Below are 25,171 nucleotides of genomic sequence, written 5' to 3' on the forward strand. Positions count from 1 at the left end.
GAGCTCAGCGCCGCGCCGGGGTGGAGCGGAGAGCATCGAGGATCTGGCTTCCCAGCATGGTCACGTCGCCCGCGCCCATCGTCACCACGATGTCGCCGGCGACACACAGGTGCGCCACCTGACGCGGTACCGCGGACAGATCGGGCTGGTAGTGCACCGGCTTGGTCACCGACCGGGCCACCGTCGCGCCGCTGACGCCGGGAACCGGTTCCTCACGCGCGCCGTAGACGTCGAGCACCACCACCTCGTCGGCCAGATCCAATGCGGCCGCGAACTGGTCCGCGAAGGTCACCGTGCGCGAGTACAGGTGGGGCTGGAACACGACGATCACGCGACCGGGGGTCGCGGTGTCCGCAGTGCGCACCAGGTCCGCCGCGGCGCCGAGCACCGCACGGACCTCGGTGGGATGGTGGGCGTAGTCGTCGAACACGCGCACGCCGCGCTCACGGCCCTGCAACTGGAACCGTCGGTGCACACCGGCGAAACCGGCCAGCCCCTCGATGATCTCGTCGACTCCGGCCCCGGTCTCGCGCGCGGCGACGATCGCGGCCAACGCGTTCAGCGCCATGTGCCGTCCGGGCACACCCAGACGCACGGTGCGGGCACGGTCCTCGCCGGCCAGCCGGAACTGCACCACGCCGCCGGTGTCCTCGGGCTCCCACCCGAGCAGAGTCGCGGACACCTCGGCGCCGTCGACGTGCGCGTCCTCGGAGCCGTACGTCAGCACCCGCACACCGTCGGTCGCCTTCGCGGCGACCCGACGAGCCAGCTCTCGCGACCCGGGATCGTCCGAGCACACCACCAGGGCACCGCCGGAGGACAGCCGAGCGGCGAAGTCGTCGAACACCTGGACGTAGGCGTCCTCGCTGCCGAAGTAGTCGAGGTGATCCGCCTCCACGTTGGTGACGACGATGACGTCGGGGTCGTACTGCAGCAGCGACCCGTCGCTCTCGTCCGCCTCCGCGACGAAGACCTCGCCGGTGCCGTGATGAGAGTTGGTACCCGCCTCGTTGAGCTCACCGCCCACGGCGAAGGACGGATCTGCACCGCAGTGCTGCAGCGCGACGACGAGCATCGACGTGGTCGAGGTCTTGCCGTGTGTCCCCGACACCAGGACGGTGCGGAAGCCCTTCATCAGCGAGGCGAGCACGGCCGGACGCAGGAGGACGGGCACACCGCGCTCGGCGGCCGCCACCAGCTCCGGGTTCGTCTTCGGGATGGCCGCGTGCGTCGTGACCAGCGCCGTCGGGCCGCCCTCGAGCATGTCGAGCGCCGACGCGTCGTGCCCGATCCGGATCTGGGCGCCGCGGGCGCGCAGCGCCTTCACGCCGCGACTCTCCTTGGCGTCGGAGCCCGACACCTGGCCACCGCGTGAGAGCAGGATCCGGGCGATCCCCGACATGCCCGCTCCCCCGATGCCGACCATGTGCACGCGCTGCAGTTCGGGCGGCAGGGTCGCGTCGACGGTGTGTCCGGTCATGCTCGACCACCTCGTCCGGCGACCTCGAGAACGATGCGGGCGACCTCCGCGGCGGCGCCTCGATGACCCGCGCCCGCGGCGGCCGCACTCATGGCCGACACGCGATCGGGATCGGTCAGCAGCGACACCACGTCGGTGGCCACGAACTCCGGCGTGAGGTCGGCGTCGGCGATCACGACACCACCGCCGGCCGCGACGATCGGGCCCGCGTTGAGCTCTTGTTCCCCGTTGCCATGGGGCAAGGGTACGTAGAAGGCGGGCAGACCGACGGCCGAGACCTCCGCGACGGTCATCGCACCGGACCGGCAGACGACGGCATCGGCGGCGGCGTAGGCGAGGTCCATGCGGGTCAGGTACGGCACTGCCACGTACGGGGCGTCCGGATCGGCCGTCGCGACGTCGAGGGTGTTCTTCGGGCCGTGCGCGTGGAGCACCGACACGCCGGCGGCCGCGAGCGCGGCCGACGCGCCGGACACGGCGAGGTTGAGCGAGCGGGCGCCCTGCGACCCTCCGAACACGAGCAGCACGGGACCGTGCTGCGGCAGTCCGAAGTGTGCACGCGCCTCGGCACGCAGTCCGGCCCGGTCGAGCTCGGTGATCGTCGGCCGGACAGGGATGCCCACGATCTCGGCCTCCGACGACCCGCGGCCGTGGATCCCGGAGCCGGCGACGGCGGCGAGGACTCTCGTCGCCACACGGGCGCCCACCTTGTTCGCGATACCGGCGCGCGCGTTCGCCTCGTGCACGATCACGGGCACCGTGCCGCGTGCGGCGAGGTAGGCCGGCAGCGCGACGTACCCGCCGAAGCCGATCACCACGTCCGCGTCGACGTCGCGCAGGACCGCACGCGTGGCGCGGACCGATCGCACCACCTTGGCCGGCAGCGCGAACAGCGACCGGGTGAGCTTGCGCGGCAACGGCACCGGCGGAACGAGCGCCAACTCGTATCCGCGGGCCGGCACCAGCGTCGTCTCGAGCCCCCGTTCGGTTCCGAGTGCCGTCACCCGTATCGACGGGTCCAGCTCCCGCAGGGCGTCGGCCACTGCGAGAGCTGGTTCGATGTGTCCCGCCGTGCCGCCGCCGGCGACGACGACGGACACGCCGGAAGAGCCTGTCACCGGTGATGTCTCCGTTCTCGTGATCGTGCGTCGCGAGCAGCGGCGCTGCGTGCCATGTCCGCGGCGGCGCCCCGTCGGGGATCCCGCGCGGACGGGCGTCCGGACGTGTGTCGATCGGGAGCGGGGCGTGCCGCGCGGGGCTCGGACTCGCGTCGTCGCGCCTGTGGCGCCAACGCCTGCCGCGCAGCGGGTCCCGCCACGCCCTGCCGGCCCGGACCACGCGGTCCGCCTCGCGCCTGTGACGCCTTGACCGGCGAATAGGGCTCGGGCACCGGCAGTCTGAGCAGTCTGCCGAACTTCCCGTCGTGACCCGACGCGAGCGCGGCCACCGCCTCGGGCTCGTGTCGCGAGATGTTGGCGAGCAGCCCGAGCACCAGAAGTGTGATGGCGGTGGACGTTCCGCCCGCGGACACCAGGGGCAACTGCAGTCCCGTCACAGGCAGGAGCCCGATGACGTAGCCGATGTTGATGGCGGCCTGCGCGAGGATCCAGACGGTGAACGTCGCCACCAGGATCTTCATGAACGGATCGGGCACCCGCGCCGCGATGCGCAGGCCCGTGAAGACCAGCAGCCCGAACAGTCCGATGACCGCGATGCACCCGACCAGGCCGAGTTCCTCGCCGATGATCGCGAAGATGAAGTCGTTGTGCGCGTTGGGAAGATAGCTCCACTTGGCTCGGCTCTGACCCAGGCCGAGACCGAACAACCCACCGTCGGCCAGGGAGTACAGCGCCTGCCGGGACTGGTACCCGGTGCCCTGCGGGTCGCTACCGGGGTTCAGCCACTGCTGGATACGCGCGGAGCGGTACCCGGCCGTCAGGGCGAGCACCACCGCCGCCAGGAACAGGCCGCCGACGACCGATCCGAACACCTTGACCGGCAGGCCCGCGAACCACAGCAGAGCCATGAGAATGATGCCCAGGGCCACCGTGGTACCGAGGTCGGGCTGCATCACGATGAGGAAGAAGATCACCATCGCGGCGGGCACCAGAGGAATCAGCAGACCCTTGAGGTCGGCACGCTCCGCCCGGCGCGACGCGAGCAGGTGCGCACCCCACACGGCGAAGGTCACCTTCGAGATCTCCGACGGCTGGAGGCCGACTCCGCCGATGGTGAACCATCCGCGGGTGCCCTGCGCGACCGTACCGATGCCGGGGATGAGCACGAGCACCAGCAGGATCACCGACACCACGAACAACGGAAAGGACATCTTGCGCAGGATCCGGATGGGGAGGCGCAGCGCCACGACGAACAGCACCAGGCCGACCACGGTGAAGATGGCCTGCCGGGTGAACATCGTGTACGCGGAACCGTCCTCGGCGTAGGCCTCGACCGAGGACGCGGACAGCACCATGACGAGTCCGAGGATGGTGAGCAGCGCCGCCACGGTGACGATGAGGTGGAAGGACGCGAGGGGCCGGTCGACCCACGTCTCGAACTTCGCGCGGACGGGCCGCCGACGCGGAGCCGCACGACCGGGGCGGGCGGCGGTGACCGGCTCGGTCACGGGTCCGCCTGCGCGCGACGGGGGTGTCGTGGCGCCGCGGGCCGGGCTCATGCCGGCGTGCCGTGGTCGGCGGTGGGAGCGAGATCGTGCGGGCCGAGGCTCGCGGCGGCGGCAGCGAAGCTGTCGCCGCGGTGCCCGTAGTCCCGGAACTGATCGAACGAGGCGGTCGAGGGTGCCAGGAGCACGGTGGTTCCCGGCTCGGCGCGGCGTGCGGCTGCCCGCACCGCCTGCGCCATCACTTCGTCACCGTCAGTCACATCAGTCGCATCGGCCACTCCAGCATCGTCTCCCGACGGCACCCGATCCACGGGCACATCCGGCGCGTGTCGCCCGAGTGCTGCCGCGATCACGTCCCCGTCCTGGCCGAACACCACGGCACCGACGAGCCGCGGGGCGACCTCGGCGACGAGATCGTCGACCTCCGCGCCCTTGAGCAGACCGCCAGCGAGCCACACCACGCGCTCGTGCGCGAGGATCGACGACCTCGCGGCGTGCGGGTTGGTGGCCTTCGAGTCGTCGACGAACTGCACCCCACCGAGCTCGCGCACCACGGCGGCGCGGTGCGGTCCGACGCGGAACGACCGAAGTCCGGCCGCGATGTGCCCGGCCGAGATCCCCGCCGCGCGCGCGAGCGACGCCGCGGCGAGCGCGTCCTGCAGTCCCGCGGGCCCTGCGGGTTCGATGGCGTCCGTCTCCAGCAGCGACTCCGCGTCTCCGAACGCGCGGTCCACGATCGTGCCGTCCACGACACCGACATCGCCGGCAGCGGGGTCGGCCGCAGTGAACCCGACCGTGATCGGAGCAGCGGCGCGCGCTCGCAGCGTGGACGCGATCGCGTCGTCCAGCCCCACCACGGCGACGTCGCCGTGCAGTGCCTGGAGCTTCGCCTGGACGTAGGCCTCCATGCCGCCGTGCCAGTCGAGATGGTCCTCGGCGATGTTGAGCACCACTCCGGCCGCGGGTCGCACCGACGGCGCCCAGAAGAGTTGGAAGGACGACAGTTCCACGGCGAGCACGTCCGCCCGCGGGTCGCGTCGCAGCGCGTCCATGACCGGTACGCCGATGTTGCCGCACGCCGCGGACGCCACGCCCGCCGCGTCGAGGACGGACGCGAGCATCGACGTCGTCGTGGTCTTGCCGTTGGTGCCGGTGACGACCAACCAGGTGCGCGGCGGCCCGTAGACCTCGGCCTGATCGATCCGCCAGGAGAACTCGATGTCGCCCCACACCGGAACGCCGACCGTGAGCGCGGTGGTGAGCAACGGCGAATCGGGGCGGAATCCCGGGCTGGTGACGACGAGGGCGCTCTCGGCGACCGCGTCGCGGTCTGTGGCGATCGCGTCCATCGAGACCGTGTCCACCCCGAGATCGGCGCAGGCCTCGAGCGACGACGCGTCCGAGTCGGCCACCGTCACCGAGGCTCCCACCTCGAGCAGCGCGGGTATCACGGCGCGGCCGGACACCCTGCCACCGGCGACGAGAACCCGTCGACCCCGGAGGTCGAGCGGTGACGTGAGGGGCTCGCGGGGATCGTGCAACACCACGTCAGTCGCCGATCGCCGAGAGGTACTCGCTGTAGAACAGAGCCAGTCCGACGGCCGACGAGATGGCGGCCAACAACCAGAAACGGATGATCACCGTCGTCTCGGCCCATCCTCCGAGCTCGAAGTGGTGATGGAACGGGGCCATCCGGAACACCCGTCGGCGGCTCGACCGGAAGACCGCCACCTGGATCACGACGGACGCGGCCTCGGCCACGAAGAGTGCACCGATGACGACCATCAGCAGCTCGGTCCGAGTGACGATGGACAGGCCGGCGAGCAGGCCACCGAGCGCGAGCGAGCCCGTGTCGCCCATGAAGATCTTGGCCGGCGCCGCGTTCCACCACAGGAAGCCGATGCACGCACCCGCAGCGGCGGCGCAGATCAGGGCCAGGTCGAGCGGATCACGGACGTCGTAGCAGCCGGGTCCGGGACTCGTGGTGCACGCCTGCCGGTACTGCCAGAAGGTGATGACGGTGTACGCACCCAGCACCAGGGTCATCGACCCGGCCGCGAGTCCGTCGAGGCCGTCGGTCAGGTTGACCGCATTGGACCAGGCACTGACGAGGAGGTAGCAGAACAGAATGAAGACGATGCCGCCCATGGAGACGGTCGCGATGTCGCGCACGTAACTCAGCTGGACGCTGCCCGGCGTCAGTCCGCCGGCACCGTTGAACTGCAGTGCGAGGACACCGAAGATCACCGCGGCGAACAGCTGACCCACCAGCTTGGCCGTCTTGTTCAGTCCGAGGTTGCGCTGCTTGCGGATCTTGATGAAGTCGTCGAGGAAGCCCACCAAGCCCAGCACCGTCGTCAGACCCAGCACCAGGAGCGCCGACACCGACGGCCCGTCCGCGTCGTAGCCGATGCCGATGAGGTGCGAGCCCCAGTAGCCGGCCCAGAGACCGGCGAGGATCGCGACGCCGCCCATGGTGGGCGTGCCGCGCTTGGACTGATGGCTCGCAGGACCCTCGACCCGGATCTCCTGGCCGAACCCCTGCTTCGAGAACGCCTTGATCAACACGGGCGTCAGCAGGATCGCCACCGCCAGTGCGATACCGCCCGCGAACAGAATCTGTCTCACCGAGTCTCCCCCTGCTCGCTCAGCAATGCCTCCGCGACGGTCCACAGCCCCACCGACTGGGATGCCTTCACCAACACCAGGTCACCCGGCTCCACCTCGTCGCGCAGCAGCGTGATCGCGGCGTCGGCATCGGGAACCAGATAGGCCTCCTCGCCCCAGGACCCTTCCATGACGGCACCCTGATACATGCCGTGCGACGGGCGACCCGTTCCCACGACGATGATCTTGCTGACGGCCAGACGCACCGCGAGCCGGCCGATCCGATCGTGCTCGATCACCGACTCCTCGCCGAGTTCGGCCATCTCACCCAGCACGGCCCAGGACCGCCGACCGCTGTCGCGGCCACTGCGCGCCATCGTGACCAGCGCCTTCAGCGCAGCGCGTACCGAATCCGGGTTGGCGTTGTAGGAGTCGTTGACGACGGTGACGCCGTCGGCGCGCGTGCGTACGTCCATGCGCCGGGCCGAGGCGGCCTCCGCACCCGACAGCGCGGCGGCGACGGTCTCGACGTCCATGCCGCAGTCCAGGCCGACGGCAGCCGCCGCCAACGCGTTGCCCACCTGGTGCTCACCGTGGACCAGGAGCGACACCGGTGCGCTCCCCGACGGCGTGACCATGGTGAACGACGCGCGTGCGGTCTCGTCGAGGCGGACGTCCAGCGCGTGGATGTCGGCGCTCGTGTCCGACCCGTAGGTGACGACGCGGGCGGTGGTCTTCGACGCCATCGCTGCCACCAGCGGATCGTCGGCGTTGAGGATCGCCAGACCACCGGCCTCCGCGGCCGGAAGCGCTTGCACCAGTTCGGACTTGGTCTCGGCGATGTTCTCGCGCGAACCGAACTCGCCGAGGTGCGCGGTGCCGACGTTGAGTTCCACACCGATCCGCGGCGGTGCGATCGCGGCCAGCGCGGCGATGTGGCCGCGACCCCGCGCCGACAGCTCGAGGACGAGGAACCGTGTCGAGGCGTCCGCGCGCAGCACGGTCCAGGGATGACCGAGCTCGTTGTTGAAGGAGCCGGGCGGCGCGACCACTGTGCCCGCACGCTCGAGCACCGCGCGGATCAGATCCTTGGTCGACGTCTTGCCCGAGCTTCCGGTGACGCCGACGACGGTGAGGTCGCCCGCCGCCAGTTCGGCGACCGACGCCGCGGCCAGCTTCCCGAGTGCTTCCAGGACGGCCGCGCCGGGTCCGTCCTGGTGCTCGACGACGATGGCGGGAACGCCCACCGGGCGCGCTGCGAGCACCGCGACGGCACCGGCGGCGACGGCACCGGCCGCATGATCGTGGCCGTCGACGCGCTCACCGGGAAGAGCGAGGAACAGTCCGCCCTCGGTGATCTTCCGGGAGTCGAACTCGACGCCGGCGGTGACCTCCACGGAGGGATCGGGGACGTCGTGCAGTGTGCCCTCCACGATGTCCGCGACGGCGGACAGGGACAGTCGGATCACATCGAGCCTTTCTGTCGGTCGAGGGCGTCGGCGAGCACGCGGCGGTCGTCGAAGGGATGCTTGATGCCGCCGACGTCCTGCCCCACCTCGTGGCCCTTGCCGGCGATCAGGACGACGTCGCCGTCCTTCGCCCACTGCACCACGGCGTGGATCGCCTCGTCGCGCGGTGAGATCTCGCGCACCTCGGCACGACCGCCGACGGCATCGGCGCCTCGCCGGACGGCCGCGCGGATGGCGGCCGGATCCTCGGATCTCGGGTTGTCGTCGGTGATGACGACCAGGTCTGCGGCGCGCGCCGCGGCTTCGCCCATCAGTGGCCGCTTCTCGGCGTCGCGGTCTCCCCCGGCGCCGACGACGACGGCGATGCGGCCGTCGGTCTGAGCGCGCAGAGTGGCCAGCACCGCCTCGAGTGCGGCGGGTTTGTGGGCGTAGTCGACGACGGCCAGGAAGTTCTGTCCACGCTCGACGCGCTGCATGCGGCCGGGCACGTCGACCTCGGCCATCGCGGCGAGGGCGACCGCCGGATCCACCCCGACCTCCGCGCACACGGCGGCGGCGACCACGGCGTTGGCGACGTTGTAGCGCCCCGGCATGCGGAGTGACGCCGACAGGACGGTCTCCCGTGCGGTGACCTCGAACTGCTGGGTGCCGTCCGGCCCGGACGACCAGGACGTCACCGACCAGGAGGCCGTCCCCTCGGTCGTGGTCGCCACGGTGAGCGGGGCGGGTCGGCCGCCGGCCGCCGCGATCCCCGCCATGCGCCGGCCCCACCGGTCGTCGACGCAGACGACGGCGCGATCCGCGCGGACCGCCGAGTCCTCGGCGAACAACCGGGCCTTGGCCGCGAAGTAGTCCTCGAAGGTGAGATGGAAATCGAGGTGGTCCTGCGAGAGGTTCGTGAACGCGCCCACCGCGAAGGTGGTGCCGTCGACCCGGCCGAGGGACAGTGCGTGGGAGGACACCTCCATGACGACCGTGTCCACCCCCTGCTCGTACATCGCCGCGAACATCGCGTGCAGATTCGGAGCCTCGGGCGTGGTCAGCGCGGACGGCACCGGTTCGGTGCCGATACGGGTCTCGATGGTGCCGATGAGCCCGGGAGTGCGCCCGGCAGCGCGCAGCGCCGCCTCCACCAGATAGGACGTGGTGGTCTTCCCCGAGGTGCCGGTGATGCCGATGACCGTCATCTTGGCGGACGGCCGATCGTGCACCGCCGCGGACAGTGTGCCGAGAATCGAGCGGGGCTGCGGATGCACCAGGACGGCCGTCCCGTCGGGCACGCCGGAGCCGATCATGAGGGCCAGACCCTCGTCGTCGGTGACCACGGCGACCGCTCCACGCTCGAGCGCCTCGCCCGCGAAGGCGGCGCCGTGCGACCGGGCGCCCGGCAGGGCTGCGAAAAGATCGCCCTCGAGGATGTTCTGGGCGCGCAGTTCGATGCCCGTGACGCCGACGTCGTCCGTCGCGTCGACCAGCGCACCGTCGACGAGCACTCCGTGGCGCAGACCGATCTCTCGGGCCAGCTCGGTCGCCGACGTGACCGTGGGCCGCTGCGGGCGGAGAGTCGAGCTGGGCACTTCGAGACGCTCCTCTGCTGTGGTGACGGGCGGACGGTGGGTGTTCGGGCCGGTGCGGTGACTGCCTCGACGCCGAACATGCGAGTGCCGCCGACCGGTGGTCGGCGGCCGACGCATCAGATTACCGGCGAGTCGGCACGCCACGAGACGTGCCATGGCGAAGTCCGACCCGGTGCAGGTGAACGCCCTGCACCGTCGACGGATCAGTCCGCCTGCAGGAGGAGCCGACGACCTTCCTGCGAGAGCGGCACCGCGTCACGCTGGAGCATCCAGGACGCGATCGAGTGGAACAGCGGAGCGGCGGACTGCCCGCCCGATCCGTCGGAGCTGCGGGTCGGGGCGTCGAGCATGATGCCGATCACGTAGCGCGGATCGTCCGCCGGCGCGATACCGGCGAAGGTGATCCAGTAGTTCGAGTTGGAGTAGCACTTGCACTCCGGATCGACCTGCTGGGCGGTGCCGGTCTTGCCACTGACCTGGTATCCCTCGATACCGGCAGCGACCCCGGTGCCGCGCTGGTTGCCGGTGTCGTTCTGCGTGACGGCCCGGAACATGTCGCGCACGGTGCGCGCGGTGTCGGCGCTGACCACCGGCACGCCCTCGGGCTGCGGCTCCTCGGTGCGCTGACCGTCCTTGCCGACGGTCGCCGAGACGATGCGCGGCGGGATGCGCACGCCGTCGTTGGCGATCGCCTGGTACATCCCGGTCATCTGCAGCAGGGTCATGGACAGGCCCTGCCCGATCGGAAGGTTCGCGAACGTGCCGCCGGACCATTGGTCGCGGGCCGGAACACTGCCGGCACTCTCGCCGGGCAGGCCCACGTCGGTGCGCTGTCCCAGCCCGAACTTGTCCAGCATGTCCGCGTAGCGATCCTCGCCGACCCGCTGCGCGAGCATCAGCGTGCCCACGTTGGAGGACTTACCGAACACACCGGTGGTCGTGTACGGCGCGACGCCGTGATCCCAGGCGTCCTTGACCGTCGCACCGGACATCGTGATGCTGCCGGGAACCTGCAGCACCTCGTCGGGGTTCGTCAGACCGTCCTCGACGGCGGCCGCCGCCGTGACGATCTTGTTCACCGATCCCGGCTCGAACGGGCTGGACACCGCGAGGTTGCCCATCTGCGCCGTCGGCGAGTTGTTGCCCACGCCGATGGCCGGGTCGAAGGTGCCGTCGTTCGACATGGCCAGCACCTGGCCGGTGTGCGAGTCCAGGACGACGGCCGACGCGTTCTTGGCGCCCGACAGATCCTTGGCCTGCTGGACCTGCTGCTGCACGTAGTATTGGATGTCGCTGTCGAGCGTCAGCTCCACATTCGAGCCGTCGATGGCGGGTTGCTGGTCGCGCCAACTGCCGGGAATCACCGCGCCGTCGCTGCCGCGGTCGTAGGTGCGGGAGCCGTCGGTACCGGCCAACACCGGGTCGAGGGAGTCCTCCAGGCCCAACAGGCCGTGGCCGTCCCAGCCGGTCGCCCCGACGATGTTGGCGGCGAGCGCCCCACCCGGGTACTCGCGGATGTCCTGGCGCTCGAGGCCGACCTCGGGGTACTGCTCGGCGATGGTCGCCGCGACGGCGGGATCGATGCTGCGCACGAGGTACTCGAACGACGAGGATCCGGTCATCTTGTCGAGAAGGTCCTTCTCCGACACCAGGTCGCCCAGGATGCCGTGGACACCGGCAGCGACCTCGCGGATGCGATCGTCCGGATCCGGCTTCGTCTCGTCCTTCGCCTTCGCCTCCTCGAGCTCCACACGCACTCGCTGCGGCTGGAAGGTCAGCGCCTTCGCCTCCATCGTGAACGCGATGGGATTGCCGTCGCGGTCCGTGATGGACCCTCGCGTCGCCGGATCGACGATCGTGGTCGTGCGCTGACTGGCCGACTGCGCCGACAGCGACGGAGCGTCGATGCCCTGGATCCACAGCAACTGCAACGTCGCGACACCCAGGATGGCGAACATCGCGAAACGGCCGTAGCGGAAGCGGAAGTCGAACGTCTCGGACTTGCGCGGACCTTTCCGACGCGGCGGACGAGGACCGCGAGGGCCGGAACCGGTGGCCTGCCGGGCGCGTGGATCGCCGTGGTCGCGGCCGGTGCTCCGGTACGGCTGTCGAGTGGTCACCGAGCGCCTCCTGCGATGGGTACCTGCTGCTCGCCCACCGCGGCGGCGGGAGCCGGAAGAGGCTGCGGCGCAGCATTCGCCGGCACCGGCGTGGTCGTCGGTGCCGCGGGCGCGGACGTCGTGGGGGCCGGCGTGGTGGATGCTGCCGGTGCCGACGTGGTCGGGGTCGGGGACGCACTCGACGACGCACCGGGGCGACCGACGGGAGTGAGCGCCTCCCCGCCGGACGCGGGTGTGCCGGGGCGCGCACTCGGAGTCGCTGCACCGCCCGACGGGGTGGCGGCCGCGAAGTCGGGGGCCGGTGGACCGGCGGCCGGTGCCGGCGTACCGATCACCTGGACGACGCCGTCCGGCAGAACCACCAGTCGCGGAACGTCCTTCGTCGGGATCATTCCCTGGGCGGTCGCGCGACGGGCCAGCTCGGGAGCCGAGTTCGCAGTCTCCACGTCACGTTGCAGTGCGGCAGCCCGCTCCGTCAACTCCTGGTTGGCGGCACGCCCCGCACTGAGCAGGTACGAGTCCTCCGCAGCGCGTGTGCTCAACAGCAGTGTCGAGGCGAGTCCGATGGCGAGGAGCCCGATGATGCTGGCCACGAAAGGGATCCGAGCTGCGACGGACCGGGTGGGGCGGTGCGCGCGCGGGTCGGACTCGTGGGACATCGCACGCTGGCGCCGCTTGTCGTACGCGCGCTTCGCCGCGCCCGTGCGAGCGGGAGGCCGTGGTGCGCGCACCGTCTCGAGCGAAGACCCGGCGCGGCGGCTGCCGTCCGATCCGGTCACGTCCACCGGAACACTCATGACGACCTCCTGGAAATGCGTTCTGCGCCGCGCAGTCTGACCGGAGCCGCGCGCGGGTTGTCGTCGATCTCGTCCTGCGACGCCTTCTCGGCGCCGCGAGTGAGCAGCCGGAACTCGGGTCCGCTTCCCGGCAGCTCCATCGGAAGCCCCTCCGGAGTGGTGGACCGAGTGCGCGGTGTCAGCTCCTGCTTGACCACGCGGTCCTCCAGAGACTGGTACGACATGAAGACGATGCGTCCCCCGACGACCAGCGAGTCGAGCGCCGGTGCGATGGCGTCGCGCAACGAGTCGAGTTCCTCGTTCACCGCGACCCGCAGTGCTTGGAACGTCCGCTTGGCCGGGTGACCACCGGTGCGACGCGTCGCCGCCGGGATGCTCGCATAGAGCAGTTCGACGAGGGGCCCGCTGGTGACGAACGGTTCCGTCTCCCGGCGGCGCAGGATCGCCGAGGCAATGCGGCCGGCGAAGCGTTCCTCGCCGTAGGTGCTGAGGATGCGGGCGATCTCACCGTGCGACGCGGTGTTGAGGATGTCCGCGGCGGTCCGACCCGTCGTGGGATCCATCCGCATGTCGAGCGGTGCGTCCACGGAGTACGCGAAGCCACGATCGGTGGAGTCGAGCTGCATCGACGAGACGCCGAGATCGAAGAGGATCCCGTCGACGCTGTCCGTCGCGCCGAGGCCGACCGACGCCAGCGCCTCCTCGATACCGTCGTACGTGGTCGCGACCAGCGAGACGCGGTCACCGAAGGGAGCCAGCCGTTCTCCGGCCATGGCCAACGCGTCGGGGTCGCGATCGAGACCGACGAGCCGCAACCGCGGATACGCTGTGAGGAAATGTTCGGCATGACCACCGAGGCCGAGAGTGGCGTCGATGTAGACAGGATCGCGGTCGTCCGCAGCAGCGGCGACGAACGCCGGTCCGAGGAGTTCGTCGGCCCGAGGAAGACGGACCGGAACGTGCGAGAAAGCCGAGGCGGATGCCTGCTCGTCCTCCGCCATGGTGGTGATCTCCCGCCTGATTCGCATTCGAGCTGTGTGTCGTGCCAGGTGGGGCGGTGAGTGCGTCGAGGTCTCTGTCCGACAGTGGAACCTGGCGTTGGGGAAGTACGTCAGGGTCCGACCGGTACTTGGCGTTGGGGAAGTACGTCAAGGCCCGGTTCGGGCAGAGGCCACGCGGCACTCGCCGCCGGCCGGGTGTGGCTACAACATGTCCATGAGCGATTCGTCCACTGCCTGCGAGAAATCTTCTTCGTGCTCCTGCGAGTACCGCTCCCACGACGCGGCGTCCCACAGCTCGAGGTGGTCCATCGAGCCGATGACGACGCAGTCCTTCGACAGCGCCGCGTACTCGCGGTGCGAGGACCCGATGGTGATGCGACCCTGCGAATCCGGCCGCTGCTCGTCCGTACCGGCCGCGAGGTTGCGGATGTACGCGCGCGCTTGCGGGTTCGACCGCGAGGCCTTCGACAACTTCGCCACCCGCTCCGCGAACACGTCGCGGGGGTAGATGGCCAAGCTGTGGTCCTGCCCTTTGCTCACCATCACTCCTCCCGCCAGGTCCTCGCGAAACTTCGCCGGCAACGTCAGTCGAAACTTGTCATCGAGCTTGGGCGTGTAGGTACCGAGAAACACTCGGCACCTCCTCGACCCCGTGTCGTGCAGTTCGCGGGACTCCATCGATCCCCGCTGTCCGCCACATTACCCCACTTTCCCCCACATTCAATCGACACGGCGGAACATTTCAGTGACTCGTCACTAAAAAGCCTGGTCGGGCGCCTGAAGGGCGGCGAAGTCGGTCCGGTAGCCAGGGGACCCGCGTGTGCGTGGTGGAGGCGGCCCCCACCGGGCCGCAGCGCCGGCAAACCGGATCAATCCAGGTCAGCGGGTATCTTCACGCATCGCGGACCCGCGCAACAGCGCGCGGCAGAGTCACCGGGGGTGGCGGAGTGGGGCGTGGTGGGGATCTGGGGGCCGAGACCACCCCCGGTGGGGCGCGGTGGGGGGGATCGACACCCACGCGGCCCTGAACGACATCAGCGCGGCACCCGTGGTGGGTGCCGCGCTGATGTGTCACAGCATCGGGGTGAGAGGCGTGCTGCCCCTCACACGAGAATCGGAGCGATCGGTGTGATCGCTCCGGTCTCTCATTCCTGGTCGAACCGTCGTTTGAAACGATCCTCCATCCGCGAGGAGAATCCCTTGCGCGGACCTCGGCGCGGTGCGGAACCGGAACGGCGGGGGCCGCTTCCCGGTGCCGGCGCGTTGTCGGCCTCGGACTGCTCGGACTGGGGCGCGGTGGGCTTGCGCAGCAAGAGCAACACGCCGGAGCCGAACATGAACACGAAGCCGACGAGACTGATGATCGGGAATCCACCGGGCTTGATCGGGAGGGCCACGCCTGCGATGAGCAGAATGAGGCCGATCACGAACAGAGCGACGGCCTGGAAACGACGCCGCGTGGATGCGGCTCGAATCCGTCCGCCGCGCACGGTCGACGCGAACTTGGGGTCCTCGGCATAGAGAGCGCTCTCGATCTGGTCGAGCATGCGCTGCTCGTGCTCGGAGAGTGGCACGGTACCTCCCCCGGCACTGGATGGTGGCTCTCACTTCTTGGCCAGAAGTGAGAGGTAGCCGATCGGTCCGGCTACCTGTTGTCGATGATACGAGCAGAATCGGCGGCGAGCCACCTACCTGCACCACCAGTATGCGAGAAAAAGTCGCTCCGTGGTGGCGACCAGGTCTATGCGGGCACCGCGACCGCGTCGGACCGCGAGGTGACACGGTCCTCGACGCGGTGCAGAAAGCGTCCCACCTGCGAGAAGAACTCGTCCGCCTCGGCCGCGTCGAGCCGATCGGCCGAGCCCGCCTCGATGGACGCACGCAGCGTGGAATACGCCGCGAAGTACGACGCCCACTCCGTGAACTCGGGCGCAGCCGTCCGCATGCGCACCCAGGCGCTGCGGGACGCCCCGCGCTTGGGCACCGGATCGACCGCGTCGAGCAGCGCGCCGGCACCGCGCAACGCTGCGACGTAGGACTCGAGGAACATGTCGGCCGCCGACGGTGCGCCGGCCGCGTCACCGAGAATGGCGTCCGCGCGACGCAGCAACATGCGGGCGCGGGCATGCGTGCGCGAGGGCGCCGCGGAGGCGTCGAACGAGACCACCGTGCCGTTCGTCACCGCGTCACCACCCTCCGTGCGGTCTGCAGAGCTGCGGCGTGCCGCAGTGTGACCACCCGTGCTCCGAGCCATTGCGCTACCTCCCTCTCCGACACGTGAACCGATCGGCGTCCCACGTCCTTCTCAACACCGCCGGCCTGTCGGTTACTCCCCTGAGCGGGCCGATCGAGCGCGATGTAAGCATGGAGGTCGGACATGTTCTCCGGACCGTCTCGAGGGATCGACCCGATTCCGGGCCGATCGACCCGAGGTCGATTCGTTCGAACGCGTGTTCGATGACTTCACTGTAGCGCGGACGTCCGACACGATGCGAGGGATCGAGGTGAGTACCGTTCACGACGCCCGAGGTGGCCCCTCCGACGAGGACATTCGTCTGATCGAACTCACCCCGCAGGACATGCGCCGACGGTTGACCGAGGCCCTGTCCGTCTACGTCGCCGCGATGGGCTACCCGCGCGGTACCGAGTTGCATCGGGCGCCGATGTGGGCGGAGCACATCCTGCGGCCGGGGTGGGGCGCGGTGGGAGGAGTCTCACGCGACGACCACCTGGTGGCGATCGCCTACTGCTATCGCGGAGCGCCCCATCAGTGGTGGCATCAGCAGGTCCGCGACGGGATGCGACGAGCGGGGTGGTCCGCCGAGAACGCCGAGCGGGTCCTCTCGGACTACGTCGAGTTGACCGAGCTGCACGTCTCCCCCGAGGCTCAGGGGCACCGTCTCGGCGAACGGCTCCTGCTCGCCCTCATGGCGGGCCGTCGGGAGGGTTCCGTGCTGCTCTCCACTCCCGAGGTCACCGGCGAGGACAATCGAGCGTGGCGTCTCTACCGGCGTACGGGGTTCCAGGACGTCGTCCGCAGATTTCACTTCGCCGGCGACGCCCGACCCTTCGCGGTGCTCGGCCGCGAATTACCCCTGACACCCGGGACCGGACTCGGTCTCGACACCACCACAGAAGAGGGGCCGACCACGTGATCGATGCCGCCGTCGTCGGATCGGGTCACAACGCACTCGTCTCCGCCGCCTACCTGACCGATGCCGGATGGTCCGTCCGCGTCCTCGAGCGAGACACCGTCGTCGGAGGCGCGGCCTCCACGGTCGAGCGTTTCCCCGGCCACAAGGTGGATCGGGGCTCGTCCGCGCACATCATGATCCGGCAGACCGGCATCATCGAGGAGTTGCGCCTCGCCGATCACGGCCTGCGCTATCTCGACTGCGATCCGTGGGCGTTCGCGCCGCCGCCGCCCGGCACCGACGAGCCGGGCATCGTGTTCTCGGTCGATCTCGACGCCACCTGCGCCTCGATCGAGGCGGCGTGCGGACGCAAGGACGCGGACGCGTACCGCGCGTTCGTCGCACTGTGGGGGCCCCGCAGCGCACGCGTCATGAAGTCGTTCGGGAGCCCGCCCACCGGCAGGGCTCTGCTGTCCTCCTTCTGGGGCATGGACGCGAGCGACGGTGCCGCGGCCCTGTCCCGCGAGTTCCTCGCGTCGGGCGACTCGCTGCTGAACCAGTGGTTCGACAGCGAGCGACTGAAGGCGGCTCTCGCGTGGTTCGGCGCCCAGTCCGGTCCGCCGATGTCCGAGCCCGGCACGGCACCGATGGTGGCCTTCAACGCCTTGATGCACACGACCCCGCCCGGCCGCGCCGTCGGTGGCAGCGGCGCGCTCAGCGTCGCGCTGCGGACGAAGATCGAGGCCGACGGAGGCACCGTCTCCCTCGGCGACGCCGTCGTGTCGGTCACGCGCGTCGGAGACGGATGGTCGGTACGCACCGCGAGTGGCGAGGAGGTGCGCGCACGCACGGTCATCGCCGGATGCCACATCCTGACCACGCTCGACCTCCTCGACGCCGGCGGTTTCGACACGGCGACGACGGAGTCCTGGCGGCGGCAGATCGACGTGGGTCCGGGCATCGGCATGGTGGTCCGCGCCTCGACGTCGTCGCTGCCGCAGTACCCCGGCGCTCCCAGCGTCGAGGCGTCCACCCGAGGACTGCAACTGCTGGTACACGACCGGGCCCAGCTCCGTCGAGCGCACGGAGCGGCATCGGCAGGCGATCTCCCGCCGGCGCCGGTGGTGCTGGCCATGAGCTTCAGCGCGGTCGACCCGTCGATCGCGAAGCCCGGCGAACACCAGGTCTCGCTGTGGTCGCAGTGGCACCCGTACCGACTGGCCGACGGCCGGAGCTGGCGCGGCGGCAGCCCCGAGGTGGCGGAACTCGAGGGAGATCGGATCATCGCCGAGGTGGACAAGTACGCCCCCGGCTTCGCCGACAGCATCCTGCAGCGACACACCCAGTCCCCGTGGGACCTCGAACAGGAACTCGGGCTCATCGGCGGCAATGTGATGCACGTCGAGATGTCACTGCACCAGATGATGATGTGGCGCCCCATGCCCGCGCTCGCGGACATGACCGTGCCCGGAGCCCCGTCGTTCTTCCTGACCGGTGCCTCGATGCACCCCGGCGGCGGCGTCTCCGGATCCAGCGGTCGCAGTGCCGCCCGGCTCGCGATCGCCGAACGCGCGGGCAGTCCTCTGAAGCGCGTGGCGTCGCGTCTGAGCGCCGCTCTCCCGGGCCGCCGATGAGGTCCGGAGACACTCTCCGGGCGTCGGGGCGAGCCACGCCCGTCGCGGTGGGCTTCGCCGCCGCGGCCGTCCTCGCGCAGATCAGCTACCCGCTCGTCTCGGGCGGCGTCAAGGACGCCGTGACGTTCTGTGTCGTCGCTCTGCTCGCGGCCGCCTGTGTCACGCACGCGGCCAGCGCCCGCGGGGCCGGGTGGGCCACGCTCATGGTGGTGCTCACCGCCGGGATCGGTCTGACGGCCGAGGTCATCGGCACGCGAACCGGCATGCCCTTCGGGTGCTACGAGTACGCGCAGGACCGCATCGGCCCCTCCCTGGCCCACGTACCGGTGGTCGTTCCGTTCGCCTGGACGGCCGGCCTCTACCCGGTGTGGTGCGCCGCGACCGTCGTCGCGCAGCGGATGCGCCGACCGGTGCTCACCCGCGTGGGACTCACCACCGTCGGCGTCGTGGGATGGGATCTGTATCTCGACCCGCAGATGGTGGCCGACGGTCAGTGGACCTGGTGCAGTTCCTTCGCTCCCCTGCCCGGGCTCGACGGCATCCCGTGGACCAACTACGTGGGATGGCTGCTCGTCGCGGCGCTCATGGCCGTCGCCATGGAGGTCCTGGGGCGGGCACCGATGCGGACGCCCACGGTGAGCCCGCTGGTGCCGTGGGGGCTGTTCGTGTGGACGTGGCTCGGCTCCGCTCTCGCCCACGCAGTCTTCCTGCCGGACCTCGGCTGGTCCGCTCTGTACGGCCTCGTCGCCATGGGCGTCGTCGGTGTCCCCTTCCTCGTCGCCCTGTCCCGACCCCGGTCGGACATCGCTCGCGACGCGCCACGCCGCGCCGACCGACCCGTTCACTGACGGTGTCGCGGCGGCCTGGCACGATGACCGCTGTGCCCCACCCCGCTGCTCCTCGCACGTCGCCGCGCACCTCCGTGCCGCGCCGCGTGGTCTCCGTCCTCGTGCTCGCCCTGCTGACGGTTCCGCTGCTGGCCGGGTGCCTCCGGGCACAGGTGTCCATGGGCGTGTCCTCGAACGACCGGGTGTCCGGCCGCATCGTCGCCGCGACGGTGCCGACGGCCGAGGGTGACACCGGACCGGGCATGGAGGTCCCCGACAGCCTGGGCAGCAAGATCCGGGTGCAGCCGTACGACTCGGACGGGTACGTCGGCAGCGAGGCGCTCTTCAGCGACCTCACGTTCGGTGACGTGCAGCAGCTCGCGGCACTGTCCGACCAGTCGGTCGGCCTCTACCAACTGTCCCTGGTCCGCGCGGGTGACCTCGTCACTCTCGCCGGCCAGGTCGATCTGAGCTCCGTGCCCGCCGAGGGCAGCGACGTGCAGTTCACCATCGCCTTCCCCGCCCGTGTCACCACCACCAACGGCGCCCGCGAGGGCGACAACGTGGTGTCCTGGAAGCTCCCCGCCGGCGAGCGCAGCACCCTGCGCGCCGAGGTTCGCTACTCGGATCCGAACACGCGCAGCTTCGCCGGGTGGGCCGGCATCGTCTTCGGTGTCACCGTGGGTATCGCGGCCATCGTCGGCGGCATGGCCTACGTCGCTCGCGACGCTTCCCGCGGACGCCGACGCGATGCGGAGTCGGCCGGCCGCCGGTGACCGCCCGGCGCCGAGCCCGGAACGCGGTCCGGGCCGGCTCGCTCGCCTCGATCGCCACCGCGGGCATCGCCCTGATCAATGCCGCGACCGCACCCCGCGTGCTGCCCTCGTCCGCGGCGACGGTGCGGGCCGGTGAGCGCATCACGGTCTGCATTCCTGCCCGCGACGAGGCCGAGCGTCTCCCCGACCTGCTGCGGGATCTGCTGGCTCAGCGCTCCCGGTCCGCGATGACCGTGCTCGTGCTGGACGACGACTCGTCCGACGGGACCGCGGACGTCGCCCGGGCCGTCGTGGGTGACGATCCGCGTTTCCGGATCCTGGCGGGCCGCACGACCGAACCGCCCGACGCGCCGGGAATGGGCAAGTCCCTCGCCTGCCTCGACCTCGGCCGCCGCGCGCTCGCGACCACCGATCCGACCGTCGTCGTCTTCCTCGACGCGGACGTGCGGCTGCATCCCGATGCGCTGGACGCCGCCACGTCCGTTCTCCGCGAGCACGACGTGGCCATGCTCTGCCCGTGGCCCGCGGAGACGGCCGTGACGACGATCGAGCGGGTCGTCCAGCCCCTGTTGTCCTGGTCGTGGTCGGTGACCCTCATCGTCCGCGCCGCCAATCGAGGCCGTCGGCCGTCGATGGGCGTGGCCAACGGACAGTTCCTCGTGCTCGACGCCGAGTCCTACCGCGTGGTCGGCGGACACGAGTGCACACGCTTCGCGGTGGCCGACGATCTGACGCTGGTGCGGCACGTCCGCTCCCGCGGTCTCCCGACGGCAGTGGCGTACGGCGGGCGCGTCGCGACGTGCCGCATGTACACCGACGCCGCGCAGGTGCGTGCCGGCCACGCGAAGTGGCTCTGGTCCCAATTCGGTGGCGCTGCAGGAACTCTCGCCGTCTCGGCGATCGCCACGGCCGTCTGGGTCCTGCCACCGATCGCGATGGCGGCGCGCGGATCGACCCGCCGGTGGGGAGTCGCCGGGTACCTGGCCGGGTGGGTCTCGCGCATCGCCGCGCGCCGCGCGGAGGGCAGCGACGACTCGCTGGCACGCGACGTCGTCACGTCGGCGCTGCACCCACTGTCCATCGCAGCGGGCTCGGCGCTGCTGGCCTCATCGGACCGGGGACGCCGCCAGGGCACTCTCGTGTGGAAGTCGCGTGTTCTGGCCACCCGGCGCTGATCCGGTACCGATACCGCCAGTGCCCTCCGGAACCGGGCGGGCGAGCCCGAGATTGTCGACGACCTCACTGGTGGCCTTCGCGAAGTTCAGCGTGATGAAGTGCAGACCGGGAGCGCCCTCGGCGATCAACCGCTCCCCCATCTCGGTGGCGATCTCGATGCCCACCGCGCGCACAGCGGCCCGGTTCTCGTCCGGGTCGGACCCGGCCGCGGCGGACAGGCGCTTCTCGACCGATGCGGGCAGCGCAGACCCCGACAGCTCCATCGCACGCTTGACGCTGCGCAGCGACGTGATGGGCATTATCTCGGGGATGATCGGCTTGGCGCCCTGCTCCGGATCGAACGCGGCGACACGGTCACGCAGGCGGAGATAGTCCTCGACGTCGAAGAACATCTGGGTGATCGAGTACTCGGCGCCCGCACGGAGCTTCGCGACGAGATGGCGGGTGTCGTGGTCGAGATCGGGCGCGCGGTGATGCCCCTCGGGGAACGACGCGACACCGACGTGGAAGTCGCCCAGCTCGCACACCAACCGCACCAGTTCCTCCGCGTACTCGACGCCGTCCGGATGCTTCTCCCACGGACCCAGCGGATCGCCGGGAGGGTCGCCGCGCAACACGAGGATGTTGGAGATGCCGCGGTCCGCGTAGGCCCCGACCATCGCGCGCAGCTCGGTGCGGCTGTGCCCCACGGCAGTGAGGTGGGCCACGGGCAGCAGGTTGGTCACCTCGGCCAGCTCGCCGGTGACCCGCACCGTGCGATCACGCGTGGATCCGCCCGCCCCGTACGTCATGGACACGAAGGCGGGATGCATCTGCTCGAAGGTGCGCACGGCGCGCCACAGGCGGTCCTCGGCGGCCTCGTCGCGAGGGGGCGAGAACTCGACGGAGAACGGAACACTCCCGTGCGCCGCGGAATTCAACCGGTCGATCACCGACGGAGTGCGGCTGACCCGCGCGCGGGAGGATTCGTCTGTCACGCCTCACAGCATAGATTCCCGCGTCGACCTGCTCGGGCCCCCAGGTCGTCCGCACCGGCGCCGTGTCCGAATACCCGGATAGAGTCGGGGGTGCCAGGACGCTGCGCCCGAGGCCCGACCGCATCCAAACCGACTGCCCGCGGACACCGTCCGCCGCACCGAACACCGGAGGAAACTCTGTCCGCCGCACCGCACAGCCCCGCTGCCCACCGACCGCTCGACGTGCAGTCCGCCGTGGACGACCGTGATCAGTGGCCCCTGGGGACGTTCGTCGATGCGGTCGAGACGTCCCTGCGCGACTTCGTCGCGACGCAGCAGGCCACGGTCGACTCGGTCGGTCCCGTCTACACCGACGCCGTGGCCGAGCTCACCTCCTTCGTCTTCCGCGGCGGCAAGCGGATCCGCCCCGCCTTCGCGTGGACGGGCTTCCTGGGTGCGGGCGGCGATCCGCACGCCGCCGGGGCCGACGCCGTCCTCGACGTGTGCTCCGCCCTCGAATTCGTCCAGGCGTGCGCGCTCGTGCACGACGACATCATCGACGCGTCCTCGACCCGTCGCGGATTCCCCACCGTCCACGTCACCTTCGCCGAGCGGCACCGCACTGCCGGGTGGCGCGGGAACTCGGACAAGTTCGGCGAGTCGGTGGCGATCCTGCTGGGCGACATCGCGCTCTGCTGGGCCGACGATCTCGTCCGCGCGGCGGCACTGGACTCCGCCACGTCGGCTCGCCTCGCTCCGGTGTGGTCCGCGATGCGCACCGAGGTGCTCGGCGGGCAGTTGCTCGACATCGCCGTGGAGGCCAGCGGCGACGACTCCGTCGAAGCCGCGCTCCAGATCGACCGCTACAAGACGGCGGCCTACACGGTGGAACGCCCTCTCCTCATCGGCGGCACGCTCGCCGGCGCCGGCCCCGAGCTACTGGAGGTCTACAGCACCTTCGGTGCGGACATCGGCATCGCCTTCCAGCTGCGGGACGACCTGCTGGGAGTGTTCGGGGACCCGTCCGTGACCGGCAAGCCGTCCGGCGACGATCTGCGTGAGGGCAAGCGGACGGTGCTCCTCGCCGCCGCCCTGGACGCGGCGGACGAACGCGATCCCGCCACCGCGGCAGCTCTGCGCGCGGGAATCGGCACCGACCTCTCCGAGGCGGCCGTCGACGACCTGCGTGCGCAGATGATCGATCTCGGTGCCGTCGACGACGTCGAGCGCCGCATCACCACACTGACCGACAGCGCCCTGGCGGCGCTGAACGCGTCCGATGTCACCGAGGACGCCAAGAGGCGGCTCACGGCCATGGCCTACACCGCCACCAGGAGAACCTCATGACGCATGCCACCGTGTCCGGACCCACCGATCACGTGATCGTCGTGGGCGCCGGTCTGTCCGGCCTCGCCGCGGCGCTCCACCTCCGCGGCACCGGTCGCGAGGTCACCGTGATCGAGCGGTCCGACACCGTCGGCGGCCGGGTGGGGTCCGTGCCAGCACCGGGCTACCGCATCGACACGGGCGCAAGCGTTCTCACGATGCCCGATCTGATCGATCAGGCACTCGCCGCGGTGGGCGCGACCCGCGAGTCCACCACGCCTCCCCTACGTCTCACTCCGCTGCACCCGGCCTACCACACCCGTTTCGCCGACGGCACCACCATCGACGTCCACTCCGATCCCGAGCGGATGATCGCGGAGGTCGGCGAGAAGTGCGGGCCGGACGAGGCTCGGCGCTACCGCACGCTGCGCGCGTGGATCGGATCGATGTTCGACGCGGAGTTCGACCGCTACATCGACGACAACTTCGATTCACCGCTCGACCTCGTCGGTGAGCGGACGGCGCGAGCGAACACGCTGACCCTCCTGCGTCTCGGCGGATTCGGAAAACTCGGCAAGCGCATCGACAAGCTCATCGACGACCCCCGACTGCGCCGCATCTTCACCTTCCAGGCTCTCTACGCCGGGGTCGCACCCGCCAAGGCTCTCGGTGTCTACTCCGCGATCTCGCACATGGACACCTCGTTGGGGGTGTCGTTCCCGGACGGCGGAATGCAGTCGATCGCGAACGCGATGGCCGACGCGTTCGTGAGTGCGGGCGGCACGCTGCTGCTCTCCACCGGCGTGTCCGCCATCGAGAAGGGCGGATCGCGCGCTCGCGCGGTGGTGACCGAGAACGGCGAGCGGCACACATGCGACTCCCTGATCCTGACGCCGGATCTCTTGGTGACGGATCGCCTTCTCGCCACCGCCGGCATCACCGTGCGCCGCACGATCCGGGCGTCACCGTCCTGTGTCGTCGTGCACGGCCGTGTCCCGGTGGACGTCACCGCACAGTGGTCGTCCCGCTCGCACCACGTCATCGACTTCGGGCACAACTGGAACGAGACGTTCGAGGAGCTCACTGCCTCACGCGGGCGCGGCACACTCATGTCGGACCCGTCGTTGCTCATCACCCGGACCTCGCTGACCGATCCGGCCCTGCGCGTCACGCACGACGGCACCGAGCAGGAGCCCATCTCCATCCTCGCGCCCTGCCCCAACCTCGACAGCGCTCCGTTGGACTGGTCGGCCATCACCGGCCCCTACGTTCGGGAGATTCTGCTCGAGATGGATCGCCGCGGCTACACGGGCGTGTCCGAGCACCTCGAGATCGACCACATCGACACGCCGGCGACCTGGCTCGCGCAGGGGATGGTCGCGGGAACCCCGTTCTCGGCGTCGCACATCTTCCGCCAGACCGGCCCGTTCCGGCGCCGCAACCTGGTCAAGGGCATCGACAACGTCGTCCTCGCCGGGTGTGGGACCACCCCCGGAGTGGGTGTGCCGACGGTGTTGATCTCGGGTCGACTGGCCGCCGAACGCATCGATCCGTCCGTGCGTCGCTCGGCCCGTGTGGCCGTCTGACGGCGGGCCGGTTCGTCTTCCGGTCCGGAGCCTCTAAACTCACGTGAGTTCAGCCCGGCTTCCGCACGGTCGCCGGCATGTC

General features: G+C 70.4%; 21 protein-coding genes. 7 read left to right on the forward strand and 14 right to left on the reverse strand.

Annotation, left to right across the window (positions count from 1 at the left end):
• Positions 1 to 4: 4 nt before the first annotated feature.
• The 13 genes from murC to JOE30_RS17080 all read right to left on the reverse strand — a co-directional run bounded on the left by murC (position 5) and on the right by JOE30_RS17080 (position 15,928).
• Positions 5 to 1,480 (reverse strand): UDP-N-acetylmuramate--L-alanine ligase, encoded by a 1,476-nt coding sequence (gene murC / locus JOE30_RS17020; protein ID WP_204868093.1) that lies wholly within the window; start codon positions 1,478 to 1,480, stop codon positions 5 to 7.
• Positions 1,477 to 2,598, reverse strand: a complete 1,122-nt coding sequence (murG, locus tag JOE30_RS17025) for an undecaprenyldiphospho-muramoylpentapeptide beta-N-acetylglucosaminyltransferase (RefSeq protein WP_204868095.1) — start codon at positions 2,596 to 2,598, stop codon at positions 1,477 to 1,479. The genes murC and murG overlap by 4 nt, the downstream gene beginning before the upstream one ends.
• Positions 2,595 to 4,157, reverse strand: coding sequence for a putative lipid II flippase FtsW (gene ftsW / locus JOE30_RS17030; protein ID WP_204868097.1), 1,563 nt, complete (start codon positions 4,155 to 4,157; stop codon positions 2,595 to 2,597). The genes murG and ftsW overlap by 4 nt, the downstream gene beginning before the upstream one ends.
• Positions 4,154 to 5,644, reverse strand: a complete 1,491-nt coding sequence (gene murD / locus JOE30_RS17035) for a UDP-N-acetylmuramoyl-L-alanine--D-glutamate ligase (protein ID WP_204870500.1) — start codon at positions 5,642 to 5,644, stop codon at positions 4,154 to 4,156. The genes ftsW and murD overlap by 4 nt, the downstream gene beginning before the upstream one ends.
• Before the next feature lie 7 nt (positions 5,645 to 5,651).
• Positions 5,652 to 6,731: a phospho-N-acetylmuramoyl-pentapeptide-transferase gene (gene mraY, locus JOE30_RS17040; RefSeq protein WP_204868100.1), complete on the reverse strand. Its 1,080-nt coding sequence runs from the start codon at positions 6,729 to 6,731 to the stop codon at positions 5,652 to 5,654.
• A complete protein-coding gene (gene murF, locus JOE30_RS17045) occupies positions 6,728 to 8,179 on the reverse strand; it encodes a UDP-N-acetylmuramoyl-tripeptide--D-alanyl-D-alanine ligase (RefSeq protein ID WP_204868103.1) in 1,452 nt (483 codons plus the stop codon). The genes mraY and murF overlap by 4 nt, the downstream gene beginning before the upstream one ends.
• A complete protein-coding gene (locus tag JOE30_RS17050; RefSeq protein ID WP_307806217.1) occupies positions 8,176 to 9,756 on the reverse strand; it encodes a UDP-N-acetylmuramoyl-L-alanyl-D-glutamate--2,6-diaminopimelate ligase in 1,581 nt (526 codons plus the stop codon). Before JOE30_RS17050 ends, murF begins: the two co-directional genes overlap by 4 nt.
• Before the next feature lie 203 nt (positions 9,757 to 9,959).
• Entirely contained in the window at positions 9,960 to 11,876 is a 1,917-nt protein-coding gene (locus JOE30_RS17055) for a penicillin-binding protein 2 (protein ID WP_307806218.1), read from the reverse strand.
• Entirely contained in the window at positions 11,873 to 12,673 is an 801-nt protein-coding gene (locus JOE30_RS17060) for a hypothetical protein (RefSeq protein ID WP_204868105.1), read from the reverse strand. Before JOE30_RS17060 ends, JOE30_RS17055 begins: the two co-directional genes overlap by 4 nt.
• Positions 12,670 to 13,674, reverse strand: a complete 1,005-nt coding sequence (gene rsmH, locus JOE30_RS17065; protein ID WP_204870504.1) for a 16S rRNA (cytosine(1402)-N(4))-methyltransferase RsmH — start codon at positions 13,672 to 13,674, stop codon at positions 12,670 to 12,672. Before rsmH ends, JOE30_RS17060 begins: the two co-directional genes overlap by 4 nt.
• 201 nt (positions 13,675 to 13,875) lie before the next feature.
• Positions 13,876 to 14,307: a division/cell wall cluster transcriptional repressor MraZ gene (gene mraZ / locus JOE30_RS17070; protein WP_027505841.1), complete on the reverse strand. Its 432-nt coding sequence runs from the start codon at positions 14,305 to 14,307 to the stop codon at positions 13,876 to 13,878.
• A gap of 512 nt (positions 14,308 to 14,819) precedes the next feature.
• Positions 14,820 to 15,248, reverse strand: a complete 429-nt coding sequence (locus JOE30_RS17075; RefSeq protein WP_204868107.1) for a DUF3040 domain-containing protein — start codon at positions 15,246 to 15,248, stop codon at positions 14,820 to 14,822.
• 167 nt (positions 15,249 to 15,415) lie between these two features.
• The gene (locus tag JOE30_RS17080; protein ID WP_239532400.1) at positions 15,416 to 15,928 is read right to left on the reverse strand and encodes an SAV_6107 family HEPN domain-containing protein; all 513 of its coding nucleotides are present in this window, start codon (positions 15,926 to 15,928) and stop codon (positions 15,416 to 15,418) included.
• 325 nt (positions 15,929 to 16,253) lie between these two features.
• Between JOE30_RS17080 and JOE30_RS17085 the strand changes: the two genes are divergently transcribed.
• Genes JOE30_RS17085 through JOE30_RS17105 form a run of 5 tightly spaced genes read left to right on the forward strand, consistent with a single transcriptional unit; the run spans position 16,254 to position 21,220 of the window.
• The gene (locus tag JOE30_RS17085; protein ID WP_239532996.1) at positions 16,254 to 16,829 is read left to right on the forward strand and encodes an N-acetyltransferase; all 576 of its coding nucleotides are present in this window, start codon (positions 16,254 to 16,256) and stop codon (positions 16,827 to 16,829) included.
• Positions 16,826 to 18,442 (forward strand): NAD(P)/FAD-dependent oxidoreductase, encoded by a 1,617-nt coding sequence (locus tag JOE30_RS17090; protein ID WP_204868111.1) that lies wholly within the window; start codon positions 16,826 to 16,828, stop codon positions 18,440 to 18,442. Before JOE30_RS17085 ends, JOE30_RS17090 begins: the two co-directional genes overlap by 4 nt.
• A complete protein-coding gene (locus JOE30_RS17095) occupies positions 18,439 to 19,290 on the forward strand; it encodes a carotenoid biosynthesis protein (protein ID WP_204868114.1) in 852 nt (283 codons plus the stop codon). The genes JOE30_RS17090 and JOE30_RS17095 overlap by 4 nt, the downstream gene beginning before the upstream one ends.
• Before the next feature lie 23 nt (positions 19,291 to 19,313).
• Entirely contained in the window at positions 19,314 to 20,045 is a 732-nt protein-coding gene (locus tag JOE30_RS17100) for a DUF3153 domain-containing protein (protein WP_204868116.1), read from the forward strand.
• The gene (locus JOE30_RS17105; protein WP_204868119.1) at positions 20,042 to 21,220 is read left to right on the forward strand and encodes a glycosyltransferase family 2 protein; all 1,179 of its coding nucleotides are present in this window, start codon (positions 20,042 to 20,044) and stop codon (positions 21,218 to 21,220) included. The genes JOE30_RS17100 and JOE30_RS17105 overlap by 4 nt, the downstream gene beginning before the upstream one ends.
• On the opposite strand, the gene JOE30_RS17110 is transcribed toward JOE30_RS17105, so the two are convergent.
• Complete coding sequence (locus JOE30_RS17110; RefSeq protein ID WP_307806219.1) at positions 21,152 to 22,198, reverse strand: methylenetetrahydrofolate reductase; 1,047 nt, start codon at positions 22,196 to 22,198, stop codon at positions 21,152 to 21,154. The two genes, JOE30_RS17105 and JOE30_RS17110, sit on opposite strands and share 69 nt — an antisense overlap.
• Before the next feature lie 222 nt (positions 22,199 to 22,420).
• Here JOE30_RS17110 and JOE30_RS17115 point away from each other — a divergent pair, with 222 nt between their 5' ends.
• Together JOE30_RS17115 and crtI are read left to right on the forward strand one after the other, a co-directional pair.
• On the forward strand, positions 22,421 to 23,524 hold the full coding sequence (locus JOE30_RS17115) for a polyprenyl synthetase family protein (RefSeq protein ID WP_204868122.1): 1,104 nt from the start codon (positions 22,421 to 22,423) through the stop codon (positions 23,522 to 23,524).
• Positions 23,521 to 25,089, forward strand: a complete 1,569-nt coding sequence (crtI, locus tag JOE30_RS17120) for a phytoene desaturase family protein (RefSeq protein ID WP_204868124.1) — start codon at positions 23,521 to 23,523, stop codon at positions 25,087 to 25,089. Before JOE30_RS17115 ends, crtI begins: the two co-directional genes overlap by 4 nt.
• Positions 25,090 to 25,171: the final 82 nt, after the last annotated feature.

It is taken from the genome of Rhodococcus sp. PvP016 (assembly GCF_017832185.1).
Classification (GTDB): Bacteria; Actinomycetota; Actinomycetes; order Mycobacteriales; family Mycobacteriaceae; genus Rhodococcoides.

Coding starts and splice junctions, on each gene's coding strand:
- murC (WP_204868093.1), bottom strand. CDS start 1,480: ATGACCGGACACACCGTCGACGCGACCCTGCCGCCCGAACTGCAGCGC.
- JOE30_RS17085 (WP_239532996.1), top strand. CDS start 16,254: ATGCGCCGACGGTTGACCGAGGCCCTGTCCGTCTACGTCGCCGCGATG.
- crtI (WP_204868124.1), top strand. CDS start 23,521: ATGACGCATGCCACCGTGTCCGGACCCACCGATCACGTGATCGTCGTG.
- JOE30_RS17100 (WP_204868116.1), top strand. CDS start 19,314: ATGACCGCTGTGCCCCACCCCGCTGCTCCTCGCACGTCGCCGCGCACC.
- rsmH (WP_204870504.1), bottom strand. CDS start 13,674: ATGGCGGAGGACGAGCAGGCATCCGCCTCGGCTTTCTCGCACGTTCCG.
- JOE30_RS17080 (WP_239532400.1), bottom strand. CDS start 15,928: ATGGCTCGGAGCACGGGTGGTCACACTGCGGCACGCCGCAGCTCTGCA.
- JOE30_RS17095 (WP_204868114.1), top strand. CDS start 18,439: ATGAGGTCCGGAGACACTCTCCGGGCGTCGGGGCGAGCCACGCCCGTC.
- ftsW (WP_204868097.1), bottom strand. CDS start 4,157: ATGAGCCCGGCCCGCGGCGCCACGACACCCCCGTCGCGCGCAGGCGGA.
- JOE30_RS17060 (WP_204868105.1), bottom strand. CDS start 12,673: ATGAGTGTTCCGGTGGACGTGACCGGATCGGACGGCAGCCGCCGCGCC.